This is a genomic window from Mesorhizobium sp. LNHC232B00 (genome assembly GCF_000502435.1).
Taxonomy (GTDB): Bacteria; Pseudomonadota; Alphaproteobacteria; order Rhizobiales; family Rhizobiaceae; genus Mesorhizobium; species Mesorhizobium opportunistum.
The window spans coordinates 1-21,586 of record NZ_AYWP01000056.1 but is presented as its reverse complement, the minus strand read 5'-3'; the positions used below and the strand labels follow the sequence as shown (position 1 = coordinate 21,586).

The window sequence follows — 21,586 nt, the reverse complement described above, 5'->3', positions numbered from 1 at the left end:
CTCTCCTTGCAAAGGGCCGAAAGTGTAACCCATCTATCCGGAATGAACTGTCACCCATCTCTCGGGAAGGGCAAAGCAATCTCAGATACTTGCCTCACCCTGAGCAGCCACACTGGGTTTGGTTTTTTGTCGTACCTTGAGAAGGCACAGATGCAGGATCGCAGCTGAGCCTTCCCGTTTGGTCCCCGGGGTGCCGGTTCGCGAAGCGCCTGCCGGTACATCAAAGTTAAATGCAGAGACTGCCGCGGTAGTGTATGCAAGCTTCGGGGGGCTGCTCGGGAGGAGCGCCCATGGAGATACGAGACTTCGTTTCCAAGCTGTCAGCCGCGCTGCGCAAGCGTCAGGCTGCTGCCGTGCCATCGCTGCCCGGCAAGCCGGTGCGGGTATCGCTGGCCGATGTTCCGCTCAAACCACGGCAGAGGCCGGAATATCGACCTCGGCCACCCATCAGGCCAGCTTCAAATATGTAATTCGCCATCCGTGATTAGTCGTTGTCGGAACCAACGCGATCAGCCGCGGTTAACGAAGCGAAGGGACCGCAACCCAAATGGGAGCGGAAGAATGGATCTGCTGGAGATGGAACTGGCCAAGGCCAGGCAGAGTGTCAGCCGGGCGAAGCTGGATCTCGAACGCGCTGAAGAATTGCTCGGAGACGATTGCGGCGTCGGCATCAGCTTGGCGTTGTGCGGCCGGATACGGTCTGCTCAACGCCGGGTGAGCGAGGCCAAGCGACAGATGGTGAAGATCGATCCGCCAGCCCGGAAGGCTTCGGCACGACTCGGCGCAGGAAGTCGGGCACGCACTGGCAAAGCTGGCTGAGGCAAACATGGCCGACCGCGTGGAGCGGTTGGCGGCGTCGCGACTGTCGACCTTCTCCCCAAGACCCCGTTGCGACTTCGCCCGCGATCTGGCGGAATGGCTTTGCTCTGATCAGCCCGTATCGGGATTCAATTTGCTTGGCGCCCCCTCAACCCTAGGGCAAACTTCCCTTGGGGCTGCAGGAGGTGAAATGAGAGCACGCGCAGCTACGCTCGGCGATCTCGAGGACGTCTTTCGTGGTCTCTCCAAGCGGATGTCGGACGAATACGTCGCCGCCGGCAAGGACAGCAAGATCGCCTACGACAACCTGATGATGAATTTGAAGGAGGGCCGCGCGCACGCGCTGGCCGAGGGCGAGAAGACCATGGCAATCATCGCCTGGCATGAAAGCAGCGACGCCGCCGATACGCTGTTCGCCGCGCAGGATGATTTCTTCCGGGCCTCGACCGTCCGTTTCTGCAAGCGGCATATAAGGCATATCCAGGCTCTCGCCGGTAACCTTCCCATCCACTCGCGCAGTTGGCTCCAAGGACCCGATGTCGCCAGGTGGTTTCACATCATCGGCTATGTCGAGCGCGGCCAGGAGAACGGCGCCAATCTGTTCGAACTGCCGCCGGCCCGCGCCGGCTAAGAAACCTGTCTGGCGGTAGGTGTCCTCCTTATCGCAAACGCCGCCTGCACCTCGCCAAGCCCGCGCAAATTCGTCGTCATCGCCTTCGGCTCCAAGCCCTTTAACTGGTGGCCTTGCGAGTTGTACACTACGCCACCTTTGAACTGCCTCAGCAAGCGGCTTGCGCAGGGCGACGATTGGCGGGATGTTGCGGGAGGGCAACCGGGGCCACACCGGCAGGCCGGGATCGATATGGCTGCTGGAAAATGTCGCGAGCTTGCTTCGCCTTTCTTGTCTTTGTTGCCTTGCTGACGCCGGTAGAAGCAACCGAGCGCATGTCTCATCTGCTTGACCGCTCCAATCTGGCGATCGCCTATTTTCGCGAATCGGATCTTGTGACCGCGTACACGACTGCAATGGCGCATTTCCGTCTGCAGTTCGCAGGGCGTGCCGGCGAAACCAATCTTGCGGTCGCTCTCGAACCATCGCTTTTGCGGGCGGAATTCCGTGCGCGGACATGGCGCTCGGCGGATGGCAGCTTGTTGCAAGGCTTCGCCGGCAAGGGCGGCTTCCGGCTCACGATCGGTAACTGCCTGGCGCGCATCTGCGCCGCCAGCGAATGCAGCGATGCCGGTTGGCCGGTCTACGCCTGCAGCGACGGACGCAAGCGCAGGATGTCCGTAACGGATTTTGTGACGGCAAGATTCGATGGCATCCCCTATCGTCGATTGAGCGCGCCCCCTTCACAGGAATGACGGCGCCTCTTACCGAGGCAGGGGTTCGGCAGCGGCGATATTCCCTTGCCGCACCGCGAACGCCGGCTGCACAGCTCGGTTGACTGTCACAGGCAGGATCGACATGTGGTTCTCGCCGGCGTGCATTGCGTCAGCCGGCCGAGCCATGGTTGCGGCCAAAGGCAGCACGAACAGCGCCAGCGCGCCGCGCCGGGTCATCCGACCGCAGGGGCGACCGGCTGCCCTACTCAGCCGGTTATCCTTATCTGCTTTCAACGTGCGATGCCTGTCTGCGGACCCTGGCCTAGAGCGACCAATGCCGGTTGACTATGAAACATGACCTTCATAGCCAAGATTTAAGATGCTCCAGGAGGCCACCATTCCGGCGACAGACCCGGCGCTGCGACTCGCGGCCGCAGTCGCGAAGAGCGGAAACCGAATTCATCCCTGGCATTGCCCAACGCGGGCGCTAATTGCCAGATCGTCAAGTCATGTGCCCGAAAAGACAGTGACGAGCGCCGCTGGAACGTGTTGAAGATGGCATTCAGCACCTAGGGGGACATACGATCGGGTTGCGCTCGGCAAGTGTTGATGGTTTGTTGCCGGTCAGCGGAGAACGAGTGATGCGAGAATCCTTAGGTCAAGACGAGTATGGGTCGGCCAACCCTTTCGATCCGGACGACCTGCCAAATCTGAACGCGATCGGGCCGGGGATCGGTAACAACGATTTCGAGAAATACGCGGTCGCCGTGATCATCGTGTTCGGCGCCCTGATCATTGGCGGGCTGATGGCCGCATCGATGACCTTCGGCCACCGCAACGGCTTCCTCTTCGCGCTGGGCGGCGCCACATCGGCGTGGATCTCCGGAAACGCACTTCTGCTCGACCGGCCGCGCATCTACGCGCTGTTCGTCGCCATCGCCGCCCTGATGCTGATCGCATCGACGATCACGCTGGTGACCTGACGACGATTAATTGACGGCGGTTACTTGACGGCCCGGGCCGGGCCGCAACCAGAGCGCAATCCCGAAATGCGAACCCGGTTTCGTCCGGGACGGGACAGGCCGCGGGCCTGTCAATATCCCAGCGCCTCGCCTGACACGGCACGGCTGTCGATGGCGCCATTATAGCGCGCGCCGCCGCCCTTCTGGATTTCCGCCAGGCTCTTGCCGCCAACGAGAATGCCGGCGGCCTGGCCCCAGGTCTTGTCGCTCAGATCGAGGTGATAGCCCATGCCGGCCAGCAACCTTTCGGTGTCCGGCGACAGTCCGAACGGTTCGATGTAAACCGTGTCGGGCAGCCACTGGTGGTGGATGCGCGGCGCGTCGATCGCCTCCTGGATGTTCATCCCGTGGTCGATGACGTTGACGATCGCTTCCAGCGTGATGGTGATGATGCGCGAGCCGCCCGGGCTGCCGATGACCATGAACGGCTTGCCGTCCCTGGCGACGATGGTCGGGCTCATCGATGACAGCGGCGTCTTCTTCGGCTGGATCGCATTGGCCTCGCCCTGGACCAGCCCATAAAGGTTGGGCACGCCGGGCTTCTGGGTGAAATCGTCCATCTCGTTGTTGAGCAGGATGCCGGTGCCGTCGGCGACGACGCCGGCGCCGAACGAGCCGTTCAGCGTGTAGGTCACCGCGACCGCATTGCCGTCATTGTCGATGATGGAGTAGTGGGTCGTCTCCTTCGACTCGCCAAAGCCCTTCGGCATCAGGTCCTGCGAGACCCCGGCCCGGAACGGATCGATCTTGTCGCGGATGTCCTTGGCGTAAGCCTTGTCGAGAAGCTTGGAGACCGGGTTGTCGACGAAATCGGGATCGCCGAGTGCCGAATTGCGGTCGACATAGGCATGGCGCATGGCCTCGACCATGACATGGACCGTCTCGGCCGAGCCGGCGCCGAGATAGGACAGCGGATAGCCTTCCAGCACGTTGAGGATCTCGCAGATGATGACACCGCCCGAGCTTGGCGGCGGCGAGGATGTGATCTCATAGCCGCGATAGCTGCAGGTCACCGGTTTGAGTTCGCGCACCGCATATTGCTCGAAATCTGGTTTGGCCAGGATGCCGCCCTTGGCGCCGCTTGCCTTGACGATGGCGTCGGCGATGGGGCCTTTGTAGAATGCATCAGGACCTTTGTCGGAGATCGCCGAGAGCGAGGCGGCAAGATCAGGCTGGACCAGCCGCTCGCCGATGCCATAGGGCTTGCCATCGGGCTTCAGGAAAATGGCGGACGCGGCGGGATCCTTGGCCAGCCGCTCCGCATTGCCGGCAAGGGACGCGGCATCGCCCTGGTTGAGGACGAAGCCGTCCTTGGCATAGGTGATCGCCGGGGCCATCAGGTCTTGCCGAGACAGCGTCCCATATTTTTCACGCGCCATCTCGAAGCCGGCCACCGAGCCCGGCACGCCGACGGCGAGGTAGCCATCGAGGCTCGCGCCCTTCACCGGTTTGCCGTCCTTGTCCAGATACATGGTCTTGGTCGCCGCCAGCGGCGCGCGTTCGCGGAAATCGAGGAAGGTCGACCTGCCGTCCTTGAAGCGGATGGTCATGAACCCGCCGCCGCCGATATTGCCGGCGTTCGGGTAGACGACGGCGAGCGCATAACCGACCGCGACCGCCGCATCGACGGCATTGCCACCCTTCTTCAACACCTCGACGCCGACTTCCGACGCCAGGTGCTGGGCCGTCACCACCATGCCGTGTTCGCCCTTCGCCGGCGCCGGCGAGGCGGCGAAAGCCGCCACCGATTGAAGGATAAGCATCAACGATAGACTGACGGCGATCAGCGTTCTGCGGGTGAGCGGCATGGCGTGCCTCCGGGAGCGTGAGGGGTACGCCTAGAAGAGCCTCTTGGGGTGGGTTAGTCCAGCCAATAATAACGGGTGGCGATCCTTCACCCCCCTCTGTCCTGCCGGACATCTCCCCCCGCCAATCTCCGACGTTGCAGGAAGAGCCCCGCCGATGAAGCGACCAATCTCCCCCCTTGCGGGGGAGATGCCCGGCAGGGCAGAGGGGGGTGCTCAAGTGCTGTCCTCGCCGCTGTCGGATCGACTGAAACGTCGAACTATGGGCTACACTATCCCGCCGCTCCCGCCAGCCACCGCCGGACGGTCCGCCGCGACCTTGGCGCGGTAGCCTGCCGCTCGGTAGGCGGCGACGGGATCGATGGCGCCGCCGGTCTTCAGCCGCGCCATGGCGAGGATCGGCTCCACGTCGGTGCGGTAGGCCGCTTTCAGCGTCTGCGTCGCCATCAGCGCGTCATTGGCCTCCTGGAAGCCTTCGAGCGCCTTGCGGTCGACCAGCAGCGCCTGCGCATAGGCGCGCTGCACCTCGACCGCCGACAGCATCAGGCTTTCGATCGGATCGGTGACGTTGTGGCTCTGGTCGAGCATATGGGCGGGGTCGAAACCTTCGGCGCCGGAGATCTCGGCATCGACCAGTTCGTTGAAGACCAGGAACAGCCGGTAGGGGTCGATCGAACCGGCATCGAGATCGTCGTCGCCATATTTGGAATCGTTGAAGTGGAAGCCGCCGAGTTTCCGGAACTGGATCAGCCGCGACACGATCATCTCGATGTTGACGTTGGGCGCGTGGTGGCCAAGGTCGACCAGGCAGAAGGCCTTGTCGCCCAGCTCCCTGGCGATGATGTAGTTGGTGCCCCAGTCCTGCACGACGGTGGAATAGAAGGCCGGCTCGTACATCTTGTGTTCGCTGAACAGCTTCCAGTCCGCCGGCAGCCCGGCATAGATTTGCTTCATGGCGTCGAGATAGCGCTCGAACGCCTTGGCGAAATTCACCTGGCCCGGGAAGTTCGAGCCGTCGCCGATCCACACCGTCAGCGCCTTGGAGCCCAGCGTCCTGCCGATCTCGATGCATTCGAGATTGTGCTCGACCGCTTGCCGGCGCGTTCCGGCGTCGGCGTGCGACAACGAGCCGAATTTGTAGGACAGCTTCTGGTCCCTGGCGTCCGAGAAGGTGTTGGAATTCATGGCGTCGAAGCCGAGACCGAAGCGTGAGGCCGCCTGCTTCAGCCGGTTCGGATCGGCCTTGTCCCACGGAATGTGCAAAGAGACGGTCGGCGTCGCCTGTGTCAATTGCTGGATGACGGCGCAATCCTCGATCTTGTCGAAGATGTCGCGCGGTTCGCCGGCACCGGGAAAACGGGCAAAGCGTGTGCCGCCGGTGCCGACGCCCCAGGACGGGATCGCCACCGCGAATTTCTCGACCTTGTCGCGGATTACGTCGATGGCGATGCCGCGACGGTCAAGGCGTTCGCCAAGCGAGGCGTAGTCACGCTCGAGGTTGGCCTTGCGCGCGGCGTTGTCCTTTTCGACGATTTCGGTGGAGATGATGGTTTCGGACAACTGCTATTCCTCCCAAAATGCGTTCCGTCAGCGCTGCCCCTCATCCGGCCCTTCGGGCCACCTTCTCCCCGTGAACGGGAGAAGGAAGAAGGCCTAGCGCGTAAAACTCTGCGCGTTGCCGGCGTCGACGTTGACGATGTTGCCGGTCGACTTGGCCGACATGTCGGAAGCGAAGAAGTAGATCGCTTCGGCGATGTCTTCGGGAAACACCGAACGCTTCAACATGGAGCGCGAGCGGTAGTGCTCTTCCAGATCGTCGGTCGACATCTTGTAGGCGGCGGCGCGCTGTTCCTTCCACTCGCCGGTCCAGATCTTCGAGCCGCGCAGCACCGCATCCGGGTTGACGACGTTGACCCTGATCTGGGCTTCCGCGCCTTCCAGCGCGAGACACCTGGCGAGATGGATCTCGGCCGCCTTGGCGGTGCAATAGGCGGCGGCGTTGGGCGAGGCGGCAAGGCCGTTCTTGGAGGCGACGAAGACGACGTTGCCGCCGATCTTCTGCACCCTGAACAGCCGGAATGCCTCCCGCGAGACCAGGAAATAGCCGGTCGACAGGATGTCCATGTTCTTGTTCCACAACGCCAGCGTCGTCTCCTCGATCGGCGCCGAGGAGGCGAGACCCGCGTTGGACACAAGAATGTCGATGCCGCCGAACTCGACCGCCGTCTCGGCGAAGCCCGCGACGACCTGGCCCTCCGAGGTGACGTTGATCACCACTGGCCGGACGAAATCCTTTCCGTAGGCGTTCGCCAGTTCCTCATTGGCGCTGGCGAGCGCGGCCTCGTCGATGTCGGCCAGCACCACGCAGGCGCCTTCGCGCAGCAGGCGGTTGGCCGTTGCCCGGCCAATGCCGCCGGCGCCGCCGGTGACCAGCGCGATCTGCCCGGCGAGCGACTTCGGTCTGGGCATGCGCTGCAGCTTCAGATCCTCGAGCAGCCAGTATTCGATGTCGAAGGCTTCCTGCGCGGGCAGGCCGACATAGGAGGAGACGGTCGACGCGCCACGCATGACATTGATGGCGTTGACGTAGAATTCGCCCGAAATGCGCGCGGTGGCCTTGTCGCCGGCGAAGGTGAACATGCCGACGCCGGGCATCAGGTAGACGACGGCGTTGGGATCGCGGATGGCGGGCGAGTCCGCATGCTTGCAGCTGTCGTAATAGGCCTGGTAGCCGACACGATAAGCGGCAATGTCGTCGGCGAGGCGGGCGATGACGGCATCGACATCGGGCTTGGCCGGATCGAACTCGATGACCAGCGGGCGGATCTTGGTGCGCAGGAAGTGGTCCGGGCACGAGGTGCCAAGTGCAGCCAGCGAGCGCAAATCCCTGGAGTTGACGAATTCGAGCACGGCGGGCTGGTCGTCGAAATGGCCGAGCTTATGGCTCTTTTCCGAGATCAGGCCGCGGATTTTCGGCATCAGTTTCGCCGCGATGGCGCGGCGTGCGGCGGCGTCGAGCGACTTCACCACCTCGCCGCCGAATATGGCGAGGCCCTCGGAGCGGCGCTCGAACCACTCGATCGCCTGGTTGATCACCGAGATCGTGGTCTCGTAGCATTCCTTGGGCGTGTCGCCCCAGGTGAACAGGCCGTGGCTTTCCAGGATGACGCCCTTGGCCTCGGGGTTTTCAATGCAGAATTTCTCCAGCCACAGGCCAAGTTCGAAGCCCGGCCGCTTCCATGGCAACCAGCCGATGGCGTCGCCGAAAATTTCCTTGGTCAGCGCCTTGGAATCCTTCGCGGCGGCAATGGCGATTATGGCATCGGGATGCATGTGGTCGACAAAAGGCTTCGGCACATAGGCATGCAGCGGCGTGTCGATCGACGCCGCGCACCATCTGCATCCCTTCACCGACCACANGGCGATTATGGCATCGGGATGCATGTGGTCGACAAAAGGCTTCGGCACATAGGCATGCAGCGGCGTGTCGATCGAGGCCGCGCGCGGATTGAGATTGAACGTGCAGTGCGGCAGGAAGCCGACCATCTCGTCTTCATGTTCGACGCCGCGATAAAGGCCTTTGAGCGCGCGCAACTTGTCCATGTAGAGCGTGGCGAAGCCATCGAGCTTGATCGAGGCGCTGTCGCCGCCGGAGCCCTTGACCCAGAGCACCTCGACGGTCTCGCCGCTGAGCGGATCCTTCTGCCATATCTTGGAGGAGGTGTTGCCGCCGCCATAGTTGGTGACGCGCTTGTCGGAGCCGAGCGTGTTCGAGCGATAGACCAGAAGCTCAGGGTCGCTCATCCCCTTGGCTTTCGCATCATCCCACAGATTGGCCAGGCGCGAGCCGGAGCGCTTGTCGAGCATAGGTATCCTCCCTGGGACGCAAAAGGGCGCAGTCCATTTTGCCGGGAATGTCTACGCAAGCAGGCCGATTGTCAATCATAAACGATCAAGATCGATCATATTGCACTGCACAATGAAATTATATGATCGGAAATGATTGACACTGCTCGTTTTGAGTGCCTAGATGGCCAGGCAGGGAGGAACTATGCACGAAAAAGAGCGCCACAGGATCATTCTGTCCGCCGTCCAGGAAAAGCCTGTGGTGACGGTGCAGGAGATGGTCGACCTGACGGAGTCCTCCGAGGCGACGATCCGGCGTGATATCGCGGCACTGCATGTCCAGAAGCGGCTGCGGCGAGTGCGCGGCGGCGCCGAGGCAATCTCGCCGCCTCAGTTCATCGGGCTCGCCGGCCGGCCCTTTTCCGTCAACGAAACGATCAACGCTTCGCAGAAGCGAGCGATTGCGCGTGAAGCGGTCGAACTGTGCGGGGATGGCGAGCCGATCATCATCAATGGCGGCACCACGACGTTCCAGATGGTGCATTTCCTGACCGGCCGCCGCATGCCGATCTTCACCAATTCATTCCCGATCGCCGAGCATCTGCTCAAGCATTCCAAGAACACGGTGATGCTGTCCGGCGGCACGATCTACCGCGAGCAGAACATCATCCTGTCGCCCTTCGACAATGACGTGACGCGCAATTTCTACGCGCGCCGCATGTTCATGGGTGCTCAAGGGTTGGGGCCGCTCGGCCTGATGGAAGGCGATCCGCTGTTGATCCAGGCGGAGCAGAAGCTGATCGACCAGGCCGACGAGCTGGTGGTGCTGGTCGACTCCTCGAAATTCCGCAAGCGCTCCAGCCTGATCCTGTGCGGCCTGTCGCGTATCGCCACGGTCATCACCGATGACGGCATCGAGGATCGCGAAGCCAAGATGTTGGAGACCGCGGGGGTGACGCTGATCGTCGCCCGCAAATCGGCAAAGGAAGAATCTTCGCTGCAGGCCTGAGTCCAACTCACGCCCGCAGCGGCGATGGAATGCAACGCTCAAGGGAGGAAATTCGATGAGCTTTCTGAAGAAATTGATGGTTACGGCGGCGTTTTCCGCCGCCATGTTCGTGAATGCCGCCTACGCCGAAAACGTCAAGATCGCGCTGGTGGTGAAGTCGCTCGGCAACGGCTTCTTCGATGCCGCCAACAAGGGCGCCGAAGAGGCGGCCAAGGAACTCGGCGATGTCGACATCATCTACACCGGCCCGACCAAAGCGACCGCCGAGGCGCAGATCGAAGTGGTCAATTCGCTGATCGCGCAGAAGGTCAACGCCATCGCGATTTCCGCCAACGACGCCGACGCGCTGGTGCCGGTGCTGAAGAAGGCCATGGAGCGCGGCATCACCGTCATCTCCTGGGATTCGGGCGTCGCCAAGGAAGGCCGCCAGCTTCACCTCAACCCGTCCGACACCGGCCTGATCGGCGAGACCATCATCAAGCTTGCCGCCGACTATCTGCCGGAAGGCGGCGACGTCGCCATCCTGTCGGCCTCCTCGACCGCGACCAACCAGAACGCCTGGATCGACGCGGCCAAGAAAATCCTGCCGGAGAAGTTCCCCAAGATCAAACTGGTCGCCACCGTCTATGGCGATGACGACTCGGCCAAGAGCACCGACGAAGCAAAGGGCCTGTTGAAGTCCTATCCGAACCTCAAGGCGATCATCGCGCCGACCACCGTCGGCGTCGTCGCCGCCGCCCAGGTCGTCACCGACGCGAACCTGATCGGCAAGGTCAACGTCACCGGCCTCGCGCTGCCGTCCGAGTTCAAGAAGTTCATCGACAACGGCGCCAGCCAGGCGGTGGCTCTCTGGAACCCGATCGACCTCGGCTACTCCGCCGTCTACCTCGCCCATGACCTGGCGGTGAAGAAGGAAGAGGCCAAGCCCGGTGCGACGCTGTCGATCGGCCGCGTCGGCAAGGTCACGCTCGACGACAGCAACTCGGCTGCGATGGCTCCGCCCTTCCAGTTCGACAAGTCCAACATCGAGAAGTTCTCCAAGATCTATTGATCTCGGACGCTCGCACTACCCTCCCCCTTGTGGGGAGGGTCGGCGAGCCGGCTTCGCGAAGCGATGCAGGCGAGACGGGGTGGGGGTGGCGACATCTCCATGCACCAGGACCTTGATATGCTAGTAGACCCCCACCCCGCTCAAATTGTTCGCGACCCTCCCCACAAGGAGGAGGGTAAGGCAGCCCCACGCCTGACGCTGTCCGGCATCTCCAAGAGCTTTCCCGGCGTGCGGGCGCTGCACAATGTCAGCCTGTCGCTCTATCCTGGCCAGGTGACAGCGCTCATCGGCGAGAATGGTGCCGGAAAGTCGACGCTGGTCAAGATCATGACCGGCATCTACCAGCCCGACGCGGGCACGATCAGCATAGATGGCCAGCCGGTCACCTTGCCCAGCGCGCATGCGGCCTTCGGCCATGGCGTCACCGCCATCCATCAGGAAACGGTGCTGTTCGACGATCTGAGCGTTGCCGAAAACATCTTTCTCGGCCACGCTCCGCGCACGCGATTTGGCAGCATCGACTGGCGTACGATGCGCAAGAATGCACGCGAAGTGCTCGATACCATGCACGCCGGCCATATCGACGCCGACGCCCGGCTGAAGGACCTCGGTATCGCCAACAAGCATCTCGTCGCCGTGGCGCGCGCCATGTCGATCGACGCGCAGATCGTCATCATGGACGAGCCGACCGCCGCGCTTTCGATGAAGGAGATCGAGGAGCTGTTTTTGCTCATCGAGTTTCTCAAGGAACAAGGCAAGGCGATCCTGTTCATCAGCCACAAGTTCGACGAGATTTATCGGATCGCCGATCGCTACACGGTGTTCCGCGACGGCGAGATGGTCGGTGAAGGCCTGATCAGGGATGCCGCCCAGAGCCAGATCGTGCGCATGATGGTCGGCCGCTCGGTCGATCACATCTTTCCGCAGCGCAAGGCCCAGATCGGCGCGCCGGTGCTCTCCGTCTCCGGGCTTTCGCATCCAACCGAATTCAACGACATCGGCTTCGAACTGCACAAGGGCGAGATCCTCGGCTTCTACGGCCTTGTCGGCGCCGGGCGCAGCGAGGTGATGCAGGCGATTTCAGGCATCACCCGCATTTCGAGCGGCACCATCACGCTGGACGGCAAGGCGATCGCGCCGAAATCCGCGGCGGATTCGATCGAGGCCGGCATCGTCTATGTGCCGGAGGAGCGCGGCAAGCAAGGCGTGGTGATCGGCCTGCCGATCTTCCAGAACGTCTCGCTGCCTTCACTCAAGCGCACCTCCAAATCCGGCCTGCTGCGGCTGGCGGAAGAGTTTTCGCTCGCCCGCTCCTACACGGAACGGCTCGACCTCCGTGCCTCCTCGCTCAGCCAGGATGTCGGCACGCTGTCGGGCGGCAACCAGCAGAAGATCGTCATCGCCAAATGGCTGGCGACCGCGCCCAAGGTCATCATCCTGGACGAGCCGACCAAAGGCATCGACATCGGCTCCAAGGCCGCGGTGCACGGCTTCATGGCCGAGTTGGTGGCGCAAGGCCTGTCGGTGATCATGGTATCGTCGGAGCTTCCCGAAATCCTCGGCATGTCGGACCGCGTCGTCGTCATGCGCGAAGGGCTGGTCGCGGCGGTCTACGACAACAAGGAACTGGACGCCGAGACGCTGGTCCGGACGGCAGCGGGGATCGCGGCATGAAGGCTTTGTTGAAATACCGCGAAATCTGGCTGGCTGCGGCGATCGTCGTTTTGATCGGGCTGATCTCGACGCGCTTCCCGGCCTTTGCCGATCCCGGCAATCTGCGCCAGGTGTTCAACGACACCTCGATTCTGATGATCCTGGCGCTCGGCCAGATGGTGGTCATCCTGACCCGGTCGATCGACCTGTCGATGGCGTCGAACCTCTGCTTCACCGGCATGGTGGTGGCGATGCTCAACGCCGCGCATCCGGCGATCCCGATCCCGCTGCTGATCGTCATCGCGCTGGCCGTCGGGCTGGTGCTTGGCGCCATCAACGGTCTGCTGGTGTGGCGTCTGAACATCCCCTCGATCGTGGTGACCCTGGGCACGCTGACCATCTATCGCGGCGCCACGTTCGTGCTGTCCGGCGGCGCCTGGGTCAATGCCGACAAGATGAGCCCCGAATTCATCGGCTTCCAGCGTGCGGCCTTCCTCGGCATACCGGTGCTGTCCTGGATCGCCATTCTGGTCATCGCGCTGTTCTTCGTTGTGATGACGCGCACCGCCCTCGGCCGCTCGATCTACGCCATCGGCGTCAACCCGACGGCGTCGGTCTATGCCGGCATCGATGTCGGCCGCACGAAATTCATCGTCTTCTGCATCTCCGGCATGGTCGGCGGGCTATCCGGTTATCTCTGGATCTCGCGCTATGTGATCGCCTCGGTCGAGGTCGCCAACGGCTATGAGCTCAACATCATCGCCGCCTGCGTCATCGGCGGCATTTCGATCGCCGGCGGCATCGGCTCGGTCGGCGGTGCAGTGCTCGGCGCCTTGTTCCTCGGCATCATCTCCAACGCTCTGCCGGTCATCAACATCTCGCCCTTCTGGCAGATGGCGATCTCGGGCAGCGCCATCATCCTCGCCGTCGTGCTCAACGCGCGCGGCGAACGCCAGCAGGGCCGCATAATCCTGAGAAAGGCGGAGGCGGCATGACCGACATCCCTGCCCCGCGCCACATTCCAGACCGGCTGGACAAGCCGTTCCGCTCGGCGATCTTTTCGTGGGAAGCGCTGCTGGTCGTGGTGGCGGTCGCCATCTTTGCCATCAACAGTTTCGCCTCGCCCTATTTCCTCGACCCCTATTCGCTCTCGGACCTGACCTTCAACTTCACCGAGAAGGGGCTGATCGCCTTTGCCATGGCGCTGCTGATCATTTCCGGCGAAATCGACCTGTCGGTGGCGGCGATCATCGCGCTTTCCTCGACCATGATGGGCATGGCGGTGCAGGCCGGTGCCGGAACGCCTGTGCTGGTGCTGATCGGCATCGTCGTCGGGCTCGGCTGCGGCGCCTTCAACGGGCTGCTGGTGACAAGGCTCGGCCTGCCCTCCATCGTCGTCACCATCGGCACGATGAGCCTGTTTCGCGGCATCGCCTTCATCATTCTCGGCGATCAGGCCTACAAGGGCTATCCCGAGAGTTTTGCTTTCTTCGGCCAGGGCTACGTCTGGTGGGTGGTGTCGTTCGAACTGGTGCTCTTCCTCATCGCCGCCGTCATCTACTGGTTCCTGCTGCATCGCACGAGCTTCGGCCGCCGCGTCTTTGCGATCGGCAACAATCCGGTCGCCGCGCAGTTTTCCGGCGTGCGCGTCGGCCGCATCAAATTCACCCTGTTCTGCCTGACCGGACTGATGGCGGGCATTGCCTCGGTGCTGATCACTTCGCGGCTCGGCTCGACAAGGCCGTCGATCGCGCAGGGCTATGAACTCGAAGTCATCACCATGGTGGTGCTGGGCGGCGTCAGCATCCTTGGCGGCGCCGGCAGCATCCTGGGCGTCGTGCTCGCCGCCTTCATCATGGGACTGGTGACCTTCGGGCTCGGCCTGCTCAACGTGCCCGGCATCGTCATGTCGATCTTCATCGGCCTGCTGCTGATCATCGTCATCGCGCTGCCGATCGTCTGGCGGCGGCTGCGCGGGGGACGCTGATGCCTGAGAAATACGCGTTCAAGATGAAGCTCAGGCCCGGCATGAAGGCCGAGTACCAGAAGCGCCACGACGAAATCTGGCCGTCGCTGGTCGCGCTGTTGAAGCAGGCCGGCGTCTCCGACTATTCGATTCACCTTGACGAGGAGACCAACATTCTGTTCGGCGTGCTGTGGCGGCGTGACGACCACGGCATGGACGATTTGCCCGGCCATCCGGTGATGCAGCGCTGGTGGGCTGATATGGCCGACCTCATGGAGACCAAGCCGGACAACGAGCCGGTGGCGGTGCCGCTGGAAACCGTGTTCCATATGGAATGAGTGCGATGCGTCACATCGCCGTGATCGACATCGGCAAGACCAACGCCAAGGTGGCGCTGGTCGATCTCGCAACGCTGAGCGAGGTTGCGCTGCGCCGCGTGGCGAATGCCCCGGTGCGCCAGGCGCCTTATCCACATCACGATGTCGAAGCGCTGTGGACCTTCATCCTCGACAGCCTGGCAAGTCTCAACCTCCAAGAGGGCATCGACGCCATCTCCATCACCACCCATGGCGCGACCGGCGTGCTGGTCGATGCCGCGGGCGAACTGGTGCTGCCTGTGCTCGACTATGAGTTCGACGGCCCCGACAGGCTGGCGGCGGATTATGACGCTGTCCGCCCGCCCTTCGCCGAGACCGGCACGCCGCGCCTGCCGCTCGGCCTCAATCTCGGAGCGCAATTCTTCTGGCAGCAGAAAGGCTTCCCGGCCGAATTCGCAAAAGCCGCCGCCGTGCTGATGTATCCGCAATACTGGGCCTTGCGGCTGACCGGCACCGCCGCCAACGAGGTGACCTCGCTCGGCTGCCACACCGATCTGTGGAACCCGTGGAAATCGGATTTTTCGTCGCTGGTCGACAGGCTGGGTTGGCGCGCGCTGATGGCGCCGGTGCGGCCGGCCAGGGATCGCCTCGGCCCGATCCTGCCCGCGCTTGCGGCGCGATCCGGGCTCGATCCGCAAACGCCTGTTTTTTGCGGCCTGCACGATTCCAACGCATCGCTGCTGCCGCACCTTCTATCCGACGCGCCACCGTTTTCGGTTGTCTCGACCGGCACCTGGGTGGTGTCGATGGCGGTCGGCGGCAAACAGGTCACGCTCGACCCGGCGCGCGACACGCTGGTCAATGTCAACGCGCTCGGCGATCCCGTTCCCTCGGCCCGCTTCATGGGCGGGCGCGAATTTTCGTTGTTGACGGAAGGCCAGCCGGAGAACTGGACCGAGGAAGATGTCGACGCCGTACTGGCGCGAAGGACGTTGCTGCTGCCGTCGACCCAGAAGGGGTCGGGGCCGTTCCCACATCAGGCCGCGGCATGGCTTGATGCCGACGACATGAACAGCGGCCAGCGCTTCGCCGCCATCTCGTTCTATCTGGCGCTGATGACGGCGACCTGCCTCGACCTGATCGGCGCTGAAGGCCCGACCACCGTCGAGGGGCCCTTCGCCCGTAACCGGCTGTTTGTCGGCATGCTGGCGGCGGTCACAGGGCGCACCGTCATTGCCTCGGAGGCCGCCACCGGCACCAGCATCGGCGCGGCGCTGCTGGCAACGAAACAGGTGACAGCGCACGGCAAAGGCGAGCAGGTTGAACCGCCGACCAGCGCGGCCTGGGCCGGCTATGTCAATGCCTGGCGCGCGGCGGTCGAAGCGCGGGGTTGATCACAGGATCCGTTTGCCGAAGGCCGACATGACGAAGTTGACCAGGTCGGCACCGATCCTGGGCTCGAGGCCTGCCGTCAGGCCTGAAACGTCCATGGACAGCAACTTGCCGGAGAGCGCGATTGCCTCCATCGCCTGGTGCGTCTCGCGCACGGTCAATCCGCCGGAACCGGCCGCCCAGCCGGCAAACTCGGTCACCGTGGGCGAATAGCTGACATGAAAACCTTGCGTTCCCGAGGTGGCGATGCGGATCGCCTCGTGCATCAGGTCGCGCATGCCCATGGCATCGATGTCGGTCATGGTGAAGGCCGAGACGCGCGAATCCTTCAGCACCCGCGCCTCGGCCGGATCGGCATGGCGCAGGCCAATGATGACGACATTTTCCGGCGACAGCTGCGGCTGCATCGCACCCGCCTTGTGGTCGAGGCCGAGCGCACGCGCCAGCACCGAGCCCTCCGGCAGGTCGATCCCCTCTTCGTCCTCGGGCATCAAGGCAGCGACCGAGTCGATCCAGATAAGGCCAAAGGAATGCGTCGCGCGCGCCGTCGCGGTCAGCGCCTTGTGCGCAACGCGGCGGTCGGCGCCGGCGGCGAGCCGGATCAGCCCCGAGGGCGGCCGCTCGATGTCGGCGAGCTCGACGACGTCGAAACTGATCGCTTCCAGCCGCGCGCCAGTGCCTTCCCGGGCCAGGATGCCGGCGGCTTCCCGTTCCGCCGAGATCGACACCATCTTGCGGCCGGAAAAATCCTCGACGTCGTGCATCGGGGCCTTTTCGACATATTCCGAAGTCATCGCCAAAAGCATGGCGCCATAGCTCATGCGGAAGGCGACCCGGTCGCCGACGGTGGGGCGCGGATCGGCGTCCTGCACATCCAGCAGCAGATGATCGCTCGAAGCGCCGAGCACCCGTATTCCCTTGGCGATCGGCGTCAGGCCCTCGACCAGCACATCCTCGCGGCCGATATTGGCGATGGCGCGCAGCCTGTCGCCCTCATCGGGGAAAACAGGCTGGTTGCCGAAGGCGTCATAGCCGGACGATCCGATCGGCCGCGACGGCTTGAGCTTGACCTCGATGATGTCGCTGGTGAGCCGGCAGGCATCGGGCTCGAGTTCAGCCCATGGCACGTCGCGGAAGGTCTCGATGCCGCCCTGCAGGATCGCCTCGCCGACCCTGAGATTATTGATGCCAGCGGGCAGCTTGCCGTCAAGCAGCAGTTGCAGCGACGACGAGGCGCCGCCCGAGATCCAGTCGAGACTTTTGCCGGACAGGCGCTCGGTCTTGTAGGCATGGGAGACGAGCTGTCCGAGGTTTTCCGGCGTCGGCATGATGGCGCCGAAACAGCCGAGATTGGTGCCGATGCCGGCAATGCGCACGCCCTTGAATTGCAGGATCTGCTCCACCGTCGGGATAAGGTCGTTCGGCCAGATGCCTTCCCGTAGATCGCCGAGATCGATCATCAGCATGATGTCGTGGATACGGCCCATGCGCTCGGCGATGCGCGATATCTCGCGGATAGTGGCGAGTTCCGACTGCAGGCTGATGTCGACGGTGCGCACCACCTCCTCGACACGCGCCATCGGCGGGCTGCGCAAGAGCATGATCGGCGCGTTGATGCCGCTGTCGCGCAGCCGGCGGATATTTTCGAAGCGCGATTCAGCGATGCCGGCAACGCCGCCCCGCAGCATGGCGCGCGCCACTTGCGGCATGCCGCAGGTGCCCTTGGTGACGCCGAAAACCTTGATGTTGGACAGCGCGCAGCGGTCGACGATGGTGCGGGCGTTGCGCTCGATGCGGCCAAGGTCGATGGCGACTTGCGGTCCCGACATCTCTAGCCCCTGTAAACCAGCCCTTGCGGGTCGATCTCCGGCTTGCGGCCGGCGACAAGGTCGGCAAGGAATTTTCCAGAGCCGCAGGCCATGGTCCAGCCGACATGGCCGTGGCCGGTGTCAAGGTAGAGGTTTTTGTAACGCGCCTGGCCGATGACCGGCACGGAATTCGGCATCATTGGCCTGAGGCCTGCCCAGAGTTCGGCCTTCTTCTCGTCGAAGGCGCCGGGGAACAGATCCTTGCCGGTCCTGAACATGGTCGCGAAGTCGCTGGGTTTGTGGGTGCGGTCGAAGCCGGTGAATTCGGCAGTCGAAGCCAACCGCAATCGATTGCCAAGGCGCGAATACGCCATCAGCTGATCCTCGTCGGCACCGCCCATGGTCGGCCCCTTGCTCTCGTCTTCCAGGGGAATGGTCGCGGTATAGCCCTTCACCGGGTAGACCGGCAGGTCTATGCCGTAACGGCGGCCGAGCAGACCACTCTCCGGTCCCATAGAAATGACCACGGCATCGCCAGCAATCGGTCCGGCCGAGGTCATCACCGCGCGCACCCGGTCGCCCTCGATGTCCAGCCCCTCGACCGCGGTGCCGTAGAGAAATCTCACGCCAAGCTTCTCGGCGGCATGAGCGGCGAGCTTTTCGACGAACTGGCGGGAATCGCCGGTCTGGTCGATCGGCGAATAGACGCCGCCGGCGATCTTTTCCTTCACGCCGGCAAGACCCGGTTCAAGCTCCACCAGCCGCTCGCGGCCGACGATCTCGATCGGCAGGCCATGCTCGGCGAGATAGCGGTAATTGTCGGTGCCGGTGTCGAGACTGTGCTGCGAGCGGAAGAAATAGAGGATGCCCTTCTTGCGCTCGTCGTAATGGATGCCCGTTTCGGCGGAGATGGCGTTGATGCAATCCCTGGAATAGAGCGCCAGGCGCAGCTTGACCTGGCTGTTGGCGCGCAGGCGCGCCACGGTGCATTGGCGCAGGAAACGCAGGCTCCAGGCGAGGAAATAGGGATCGAAGCGCAACCGCACCTTGATGCCGAGATCGTGGTTGTAGAGCGCGCGCAGGAACGTCTTCAATGCCGCCGGCGAGGCCCAGGCGGTGGCATCCCCCGGCGACACCAGGCCGGCATTCGACTGGCTGGTGCCGCGCGCCGGCGCCGCGTGGCGCTCGATCACGGTGACCTCGTGGCCATCGCCGGCCAGGTAATAGGCCGCCGCCGTACCGACAACGCCGGCTCCGAGCACCGTTATCTTCATGCCATCCCCCAAGCTGGACACGGCGCAGCGCGTCCGCGCCCTCCGCGAATGCCTTCCATAGCGCTTCGCCGGGTGGCTTGCGAGCCCTTGGGGCTGACTCAGCCGCGCGAGGAGTTCTTGCCGGTCAGGATGCGTTCCCAGGCGAGCGCGTCGGCAACGATCTGGTCGAGATCGTCGCGCTGCGGTGTCCAGCCGAGTTCAGCCCGGGCGAGGTCCGAATTGGCAACCACCGCCGCGGCGTCACCGGGCCGGCGGTCGCCCATCTTCACCTCAAAATCATGGCCGAAGGCACGGCGCACGCTGCCGATGACCTCGAGCACCGAATAGCCATGGCTGTAGCCGCAATTGGCGACGAGGCTCTTGCCCCCGGCGCGCAGCCGCTGCAGGGCCAGGCGATGCGCCGCCGCCAGGTCGCTGACATGGATGTAGTCGCGCATGCAGGTGCCGTCCGGTGTCGGATAATCGGTGCCGAACACCTGCATGAAGGGGCGTTTGCCGAGCGCGGTCTCGCAGGCGACCTTGATAAGATGGGTGGCGCCGGGCGTCGACTGGCCGGTGCGGCCCTTGGGATCGGCGCCGGCGACGTTGAAATAACGCAGCGCGGTATAGCGGATGTCGTGCGCGAGGCTGGCATCGCGCAGCATCCATTCGCTCATCAGCTTGGACAGGCCATAGGGCGATTCCGGCGCCAGGCGGGCATCCTCGCGCACCGGCTCCAATCCGGCGCCGCCATAGACGGCGGCGGTCGAGGAAAAGATGAAATTGGGCACGCCCTCGCGCACCGCAGTTTCTATCAGCGTGCGCGTCTTCGAGGTGTTGTTCTCGTAATAGGCGAGCGGGTCGGCAACCGATTCCGGGACGACGATGGAGCCGGCGAAATGGATGATGGCGTCGACCTTGTTGTCCCTGATGATCGAACCGACCAATTCCTCGTCCGCGACATCGCCGACGACCAGCTTTGCCTCCGGCGCCACCGCCCATTCGAAGCCGGTGGACAGACGGTCGAGAACGACCACGCTGTCGCCGGCATCCAGCAATTCCCAGACCATATGGCTGCCGATATAGCCGGCGCCGCCTGTCACCAAAACCGCCATCCCAAGTCCTCGCTTACCCAAGATTTATCGGAAACTGTCTCAACAACCGCCTTACTGGAAAGCCTGGCGGATGGCCATTAGTCCCCTAGGTAACCGGCGTTCACTTGATGTGGCATCGAGCTGAAACAAAAGTGATCCAAAGGGGTACCGTGGAGGGAATAGGCCACGATCCGGGATCGTTAGGAACAGGTGCGGGGCGTGGCATTTTGACCAAAGCGGCCCGGTGGACGGCCAAAAGGCCAATGACTATGATCCCGCGCAAAATTGGGAAGCCGACATGAACTACCAGCGGTTCTTCGAAGAAGCGATCGACCAGCTCCATGCCGAGCGGCGTTATCGCGTCTTCGCCGATCTCGAGCGCATCGCGGGCAAGTTCCCGCGCGCCATATGGCGGTCCAACGGCCGCGCCGAGGAAATCACCGTCTGGTGCTCCAACGACTATCTTGGCATGGGCCAGCATCCCGACGTCATCGCCGCGTTCCAGAACGCGGCCGGCAAGATGGGCTCGGGCGCCGGCGGCACCCGCAACATTTCCGGCACCTCGAACCCGCTGGTCGAGCTCGAGCACGAGCTTGCCGACCTGCACGGCAAGGAAGCAGGCCTGGTCTTCACCTCCGGCTTCGTCTCCAACGAAGCCTCGATCTCGACCATCGCCCGGCTCTTGCCCAACTGCCTGATCATTTCGGACGAGTTGAACCACGCCTCGATGATCGAGGGCGTGCGGCGTTCGGGCGCCGAAAAGAAGATCTTCCGCCACAATGACGTCGCGCATCTGGAAAGCCTGCTGCAGGCGGCGGGCCGCGAACGCGCCAAGCTGATCGTCTTCGAAAGCGTCTATTCGATGGATGGCGACATCGCGCCGATCAAAGAGATCGTCGAACTGGCCGAGCGCCACAACGCCATGACCTATATCGACGAGGTCCATGCGGTGGGCATGTACGGGCCGCGCGGCGGCGGCATCACCGAGCGNACCGCATCGACATCATCGAAGGCACGCTGGCCAAGGCGTTCGGCACGCTGGGCGGCTATATCACCGGCACCAGCGCGGTGATCGACGCGGTGCGCTCCTATGCGCCGGGCTTCATCTTCACCACGGCGCTGCCGCCGGCGATCGCCGCCGCGGCCACCACTTCGATCCGCCATCTCAAGGGTTCGCAGGCCGAGCGCGACGCCCAGCAGCAGCAGGCGAGCCGGACCAAGCAGA

General features: G+C 63.4%; 16 protein-coding genes and 3 pseudogenes. 12 read left to right on the top strand and 7 right to left on the bottom strand.

Annotated features, from left to right (window positions below; translation table 11 throughout):
• Nucleotides 1–561: 561 nt before the first annotated feature.
• From X743_RS138455 to X743_RS1000000173835, 4 genes are all read left to right on the top strand, one after another.
• A complete protein-coding gene (locus tag X743_RS138455) occupies nt 562–819 on the top strand; it encodes a hypothetical protein (RefSeq protein WP_023769324.1) in 258 nt (85 codons plus the stop codon).
• 190 nt (nt 820–1,009) lie between these two features.
• Nucleotides 1,010–1,450: a hypothetical protein gene (locus tag X743_RS138460; protein ID WP_031258831.1), complete on the top strand. Its 441-nt coding sequence runs from the start codon at nt 1,010–1,012 to the stop codon at nt 1,448–1,450.
• 284 nt (nt 1,451–1,734) lie between these two features.
• A complete protein-coding gene (locus X743_RS138465) occupies nt 1,735–2,184 on the top strand; it encodes a hypothetical protein (protein WP_245264357.1) in 450 nt (149 codons plus the stop codon).
• 602 nt (nt 2,185–2,786) lie between these two features.
• Nucleotides 2,787–3,128 carry a hypothetical protein gene (locus tag X743_RS1000000173835; protein ID WP_013897228.1) on the top strand — a complete coding sequence of 114 codons (342 nt, stop codon included), beginning with the start codon at nt 2,787–2,789 and terminating at the stop codon, nt 3,126–3,128.
• 110 nt (nt 3,129–3,238) lie between these two features.
• On the opposite strand, the gene ggt is transcribed toward X743_RS1000000173835, so the two are convergent.
• From ggt to X743_RS1000000174205, 4 genes and pseudogenes are all read right to left on the bottom strand, one after another.
• Complete coding sequence (gene ggt, locus X743_RS138475; RefSeq protein ID WP_023769319.1) at nt 3,239–4,975, bottom strand: gamma-glutamyltransferase; 1,737 nt, start codon at nt 4,973–4,975, stop codon at nt 3,239–3,241.
• Between the two features lie 264 nt (nt 4,976–5,239).
• Nucleotides 5,240–6,532, bottom strand: coding sequence for an L-rhamnose catabolism isomerase (gene rhaI, locus X743_RS138480; protein ID WP_023769318.1), 1,293 nt, complete (start codon nt 6,530–6,532; stop codon nt 5,240–5,242).
• A 93-nt stretch (nt 6,533–6,625) separates the two neighbouring features.
• Nucleotides 6,626–8,362, bottom strand: a pseudogene (locus X743_RS138485) (bifunctional rhamnulose-1-phosphate aldolase/short-chain dehydrogenase); the annotation flags it as partial.
• 30 nt (nt 8,363–8,392) lie between these two features.
• A pseudogene (locus tag X743_RS1000000174205) lies at nt 8,393–8,839 on the bottom strand (bifunctional rhamnulose-1-phosphate aldolase/short-chain dehydrogenase); the annotation flags it as partial.
• 184 nt (nt 8,840–9,023) lie between these two features.
• Here X743_RS1000000174205 and X743_RS138490 point away from each other — a divergent pair.
• The 7 genes from X743_RS138490 (at nt 9,024) to X743_RS138520 (ending at nt 16,208) form a co-directional block, all read left to right on the top strand.
• A complete protein-coding gene (locus X743_RS138490) occupies nt 9,024–9,827 on the top strand; it encodes a DeoR/GlpR family DNA-binding transcription regulator (RefSeq protein WP_013897232.1) in 804 nt (267 codons plus the stop codon).
• Between the two features lie 55 nt (nt 9,828–9,882).
• Nucleotides 9,883–10,878: a rhamnose ABC transporter substrate-binding protein gene (gene rhaS, locus X743_RS138495; protein ID WP_023769316.1), complete on the top strand. Its 996-nt coding sequence runs from the start codon at nt 9,883–9,885 to the stop codon at nt 10,876–10,878.
• Between the two features lie 117 nt (nt 10,879–10,995).
• Nucleotides 10,996–12,552 (top strand): sugar ABC transporter ATP-binding protein, encoded by a 1,557-nt coding sequence (locus X743_RS138500; RefSeq protein WP_051508650.1) that lies wholly within the window; start codon nt 10,996–10,998, stop codon nt 12,550–12,552.
• Nucleotides 12,549–13,526, top strand: coding sequence for an ABC transporter permease (locus X743_RS138505; RefSeq protein ID WP_023769314.1), 978 nt, complete (start codon nt 12,549–12,551; stop codon nt 13,524–13,526). Before X743_RS138500 ends, X743_RS138505 begins: the two co-directional genes overlap by 4 nt.
• Nucleotides 13,523–14,518, top strand: coding sequence for an ABC transporter permease (locus X743_RS138510; RefSeq protein WP_023769313.1), 996 nt, complete (start codon nt 13,523–13,525; stop codon nt 14,516–14,518). Before X743_RS138505 ends, X743_RS138510 begins: the two co-directional genes overlap by 4 nt.
• Complete coding sequence (gene rhaM / locus X743_RS138515) at nt 14,518–14,835, top strand: L-rhamnose mutarotase (protein WP_023769312.1); 318 nt, start codon at nt 14,518–14,520, stop codon at nt 14,833–14,835. Before X743_RS138510 ends, rhaM begins: the two co-directional genes overlap by 1 nt.
• A complete protein-coding gene (locus X743_RS138520) occupies nt 14,832–16,208 on the top strand; it encodes an FGGY-family carbohydrate kinase (protein ID WP_031258826.1) in 1,377 nt (458 codons plus the stop codon). The genes rhaM and X743_RS138520 overlap by 4 nt, the downstream gene beginning before the upstream one ends.
• Here X743_RS138520 and X743_RS138525 read toward each other — a convergent pair whose 3' ends face one another.
• The 3 genes from X743_RS138525 to galE all read right to left on the bottom strand — a co-directional run bounded on the left by X743_RS138525 (nt 16,209) and on the right by galE (nt 20,382).
• Entirely contained in the window at nt 16,209–18,035 is a 1,827-nt protein-coding gene (locus X743_RS138525; RefSeq protein WP_023769310.1) for an alanine racemase, read from the bottom strand.
• 2 nt (nt 18,036–18,037) lie between these two features.
• On the bottom strand, nt 18,038–19,288 hold the full coding sequence (locus X743_RS138530) for a D-amino acid dehydrogenase (protein ID WP_023769309.1): 1,251 nt from the start codon (nt 19,286–19,288) through the stop codon (nt 18,038–18,040).
• A 98-nt stretch (nt 19,289–19,386) separates the two neighbouring features.
• Entirely contained in the window at nt 19,387–20,382 is a 996-nt protein-coding gene (gene galE / locus X743_RS138535) for a UDP-glucose 4-epimerase GalE (protein ID WP_023769308.1), read from the bottom strand.
• Nucleotides 20,383–20,659: 277 nt separating this feature from the next.
• Here galE and hemA point away from each other — a divergent pair.
• Nucleotides 20,660–21,586: pseudogene (gene hemA, locus X743_RS01000000169680) on the top strand (5-aminolevulinate synthase); the annotation flags it as partial.

Bases quoted from the DNA above. Each gene is read 5' to 3' on its own strand.
- X743_RS138455 (WP_023769324.1), top strand. From the start codon at position 562: ATGGATCTGCTGGAGATGGAACTGGCCAAGGCCAGGCAGAGTGTCAGC.
- X743_RS138460 (WP_031258831.1), top strand. From the start codon at position 1,010: ATGAGAGCACGCGCAGCTACGCTCGGCGATCTCGAGGACGTCTTTCGT.
- X743_RS1000000173835 (WP_013897228.1), top strand. From the start codon at position 2,787: ATGCGAGAATCCTTAGGTCAAGACGAGTATGGGTCGGCCAACCCTTTC.
- ggt (WP_023769319.1), bottom strand. From the start codon at position 4,975: ATGCCGCTCACCCGCAGAACGCTGATCGCCGTCAGTCTATCGTTGATG.
- X743_RS138490 (WP_013897232.1), top strand. From the start codon at position 9,024: ATGCACGAAAAAGAGCGCCACAGGATCATTCTGTCCGCCGTCCAGGAA.
- rhaS (WP_023769316.1), top strand. From the start codon at position 9,883: ATGAGCTTTCTGAAGAAATTGATGGTTACGGCGGCGTTTTCCGCCGCC.
- X743_RS138500 (WP_051508650.1), top strand. From the start codon at position 10,996: ATGCTAGTAGACCCCCACCCCGCTCAAATTGTTCGCGACCCTCCCCAC.
- X743_RS138505 (WP_023769314.1), top strand. From the start codon at position 12,549: ATGAAGGCTTTGTTGAAATACCGCGAAATCTGGCTGGCTGCGGCGATC.
- X743_RS138510 (WP_023769313.1), top strand. From the start codon at position 13,523: ATGACCGACATCCCTGCCCCGCGCCACATTCCAGACCGGCTGGACAAG.
- rhaM (WP_023769312.1), top strand. From the start codon at position 14,518: ATGCCTGAGAAATACGCGTTCAAGATGAAGCTCAGGCCCGGCATGAAG.
- X743_RS138520 (WP_031258826.1), top strand. From the start codon at position 14,832: ATGAGTGCGATGCGTCACATCGCCGTGATCGACATCGGCAAGACCAAC.
- X743_RS138525 (WP_023769310.1), bottom strand. From the start codon at position 18,035: ATGTCGGGACCGCAAGTCGCCATCGACCTTGGCCGCATCGAGCGCAAC.
- X743_RS138530 (WP_023769309.1), bottom strand. From the start codon at position 19,288: ATGAAGATAACGGTGCTCGGAGCCGGCGTTGTCGGTACGGCGGCGGCC.
- galE (WP_023769308.1), bottom strand. From the start codon at position 20,382: ATGGCGGTTTTGGTGACAGGCGGCGCCGGCTATATCGGCAGCCATATG.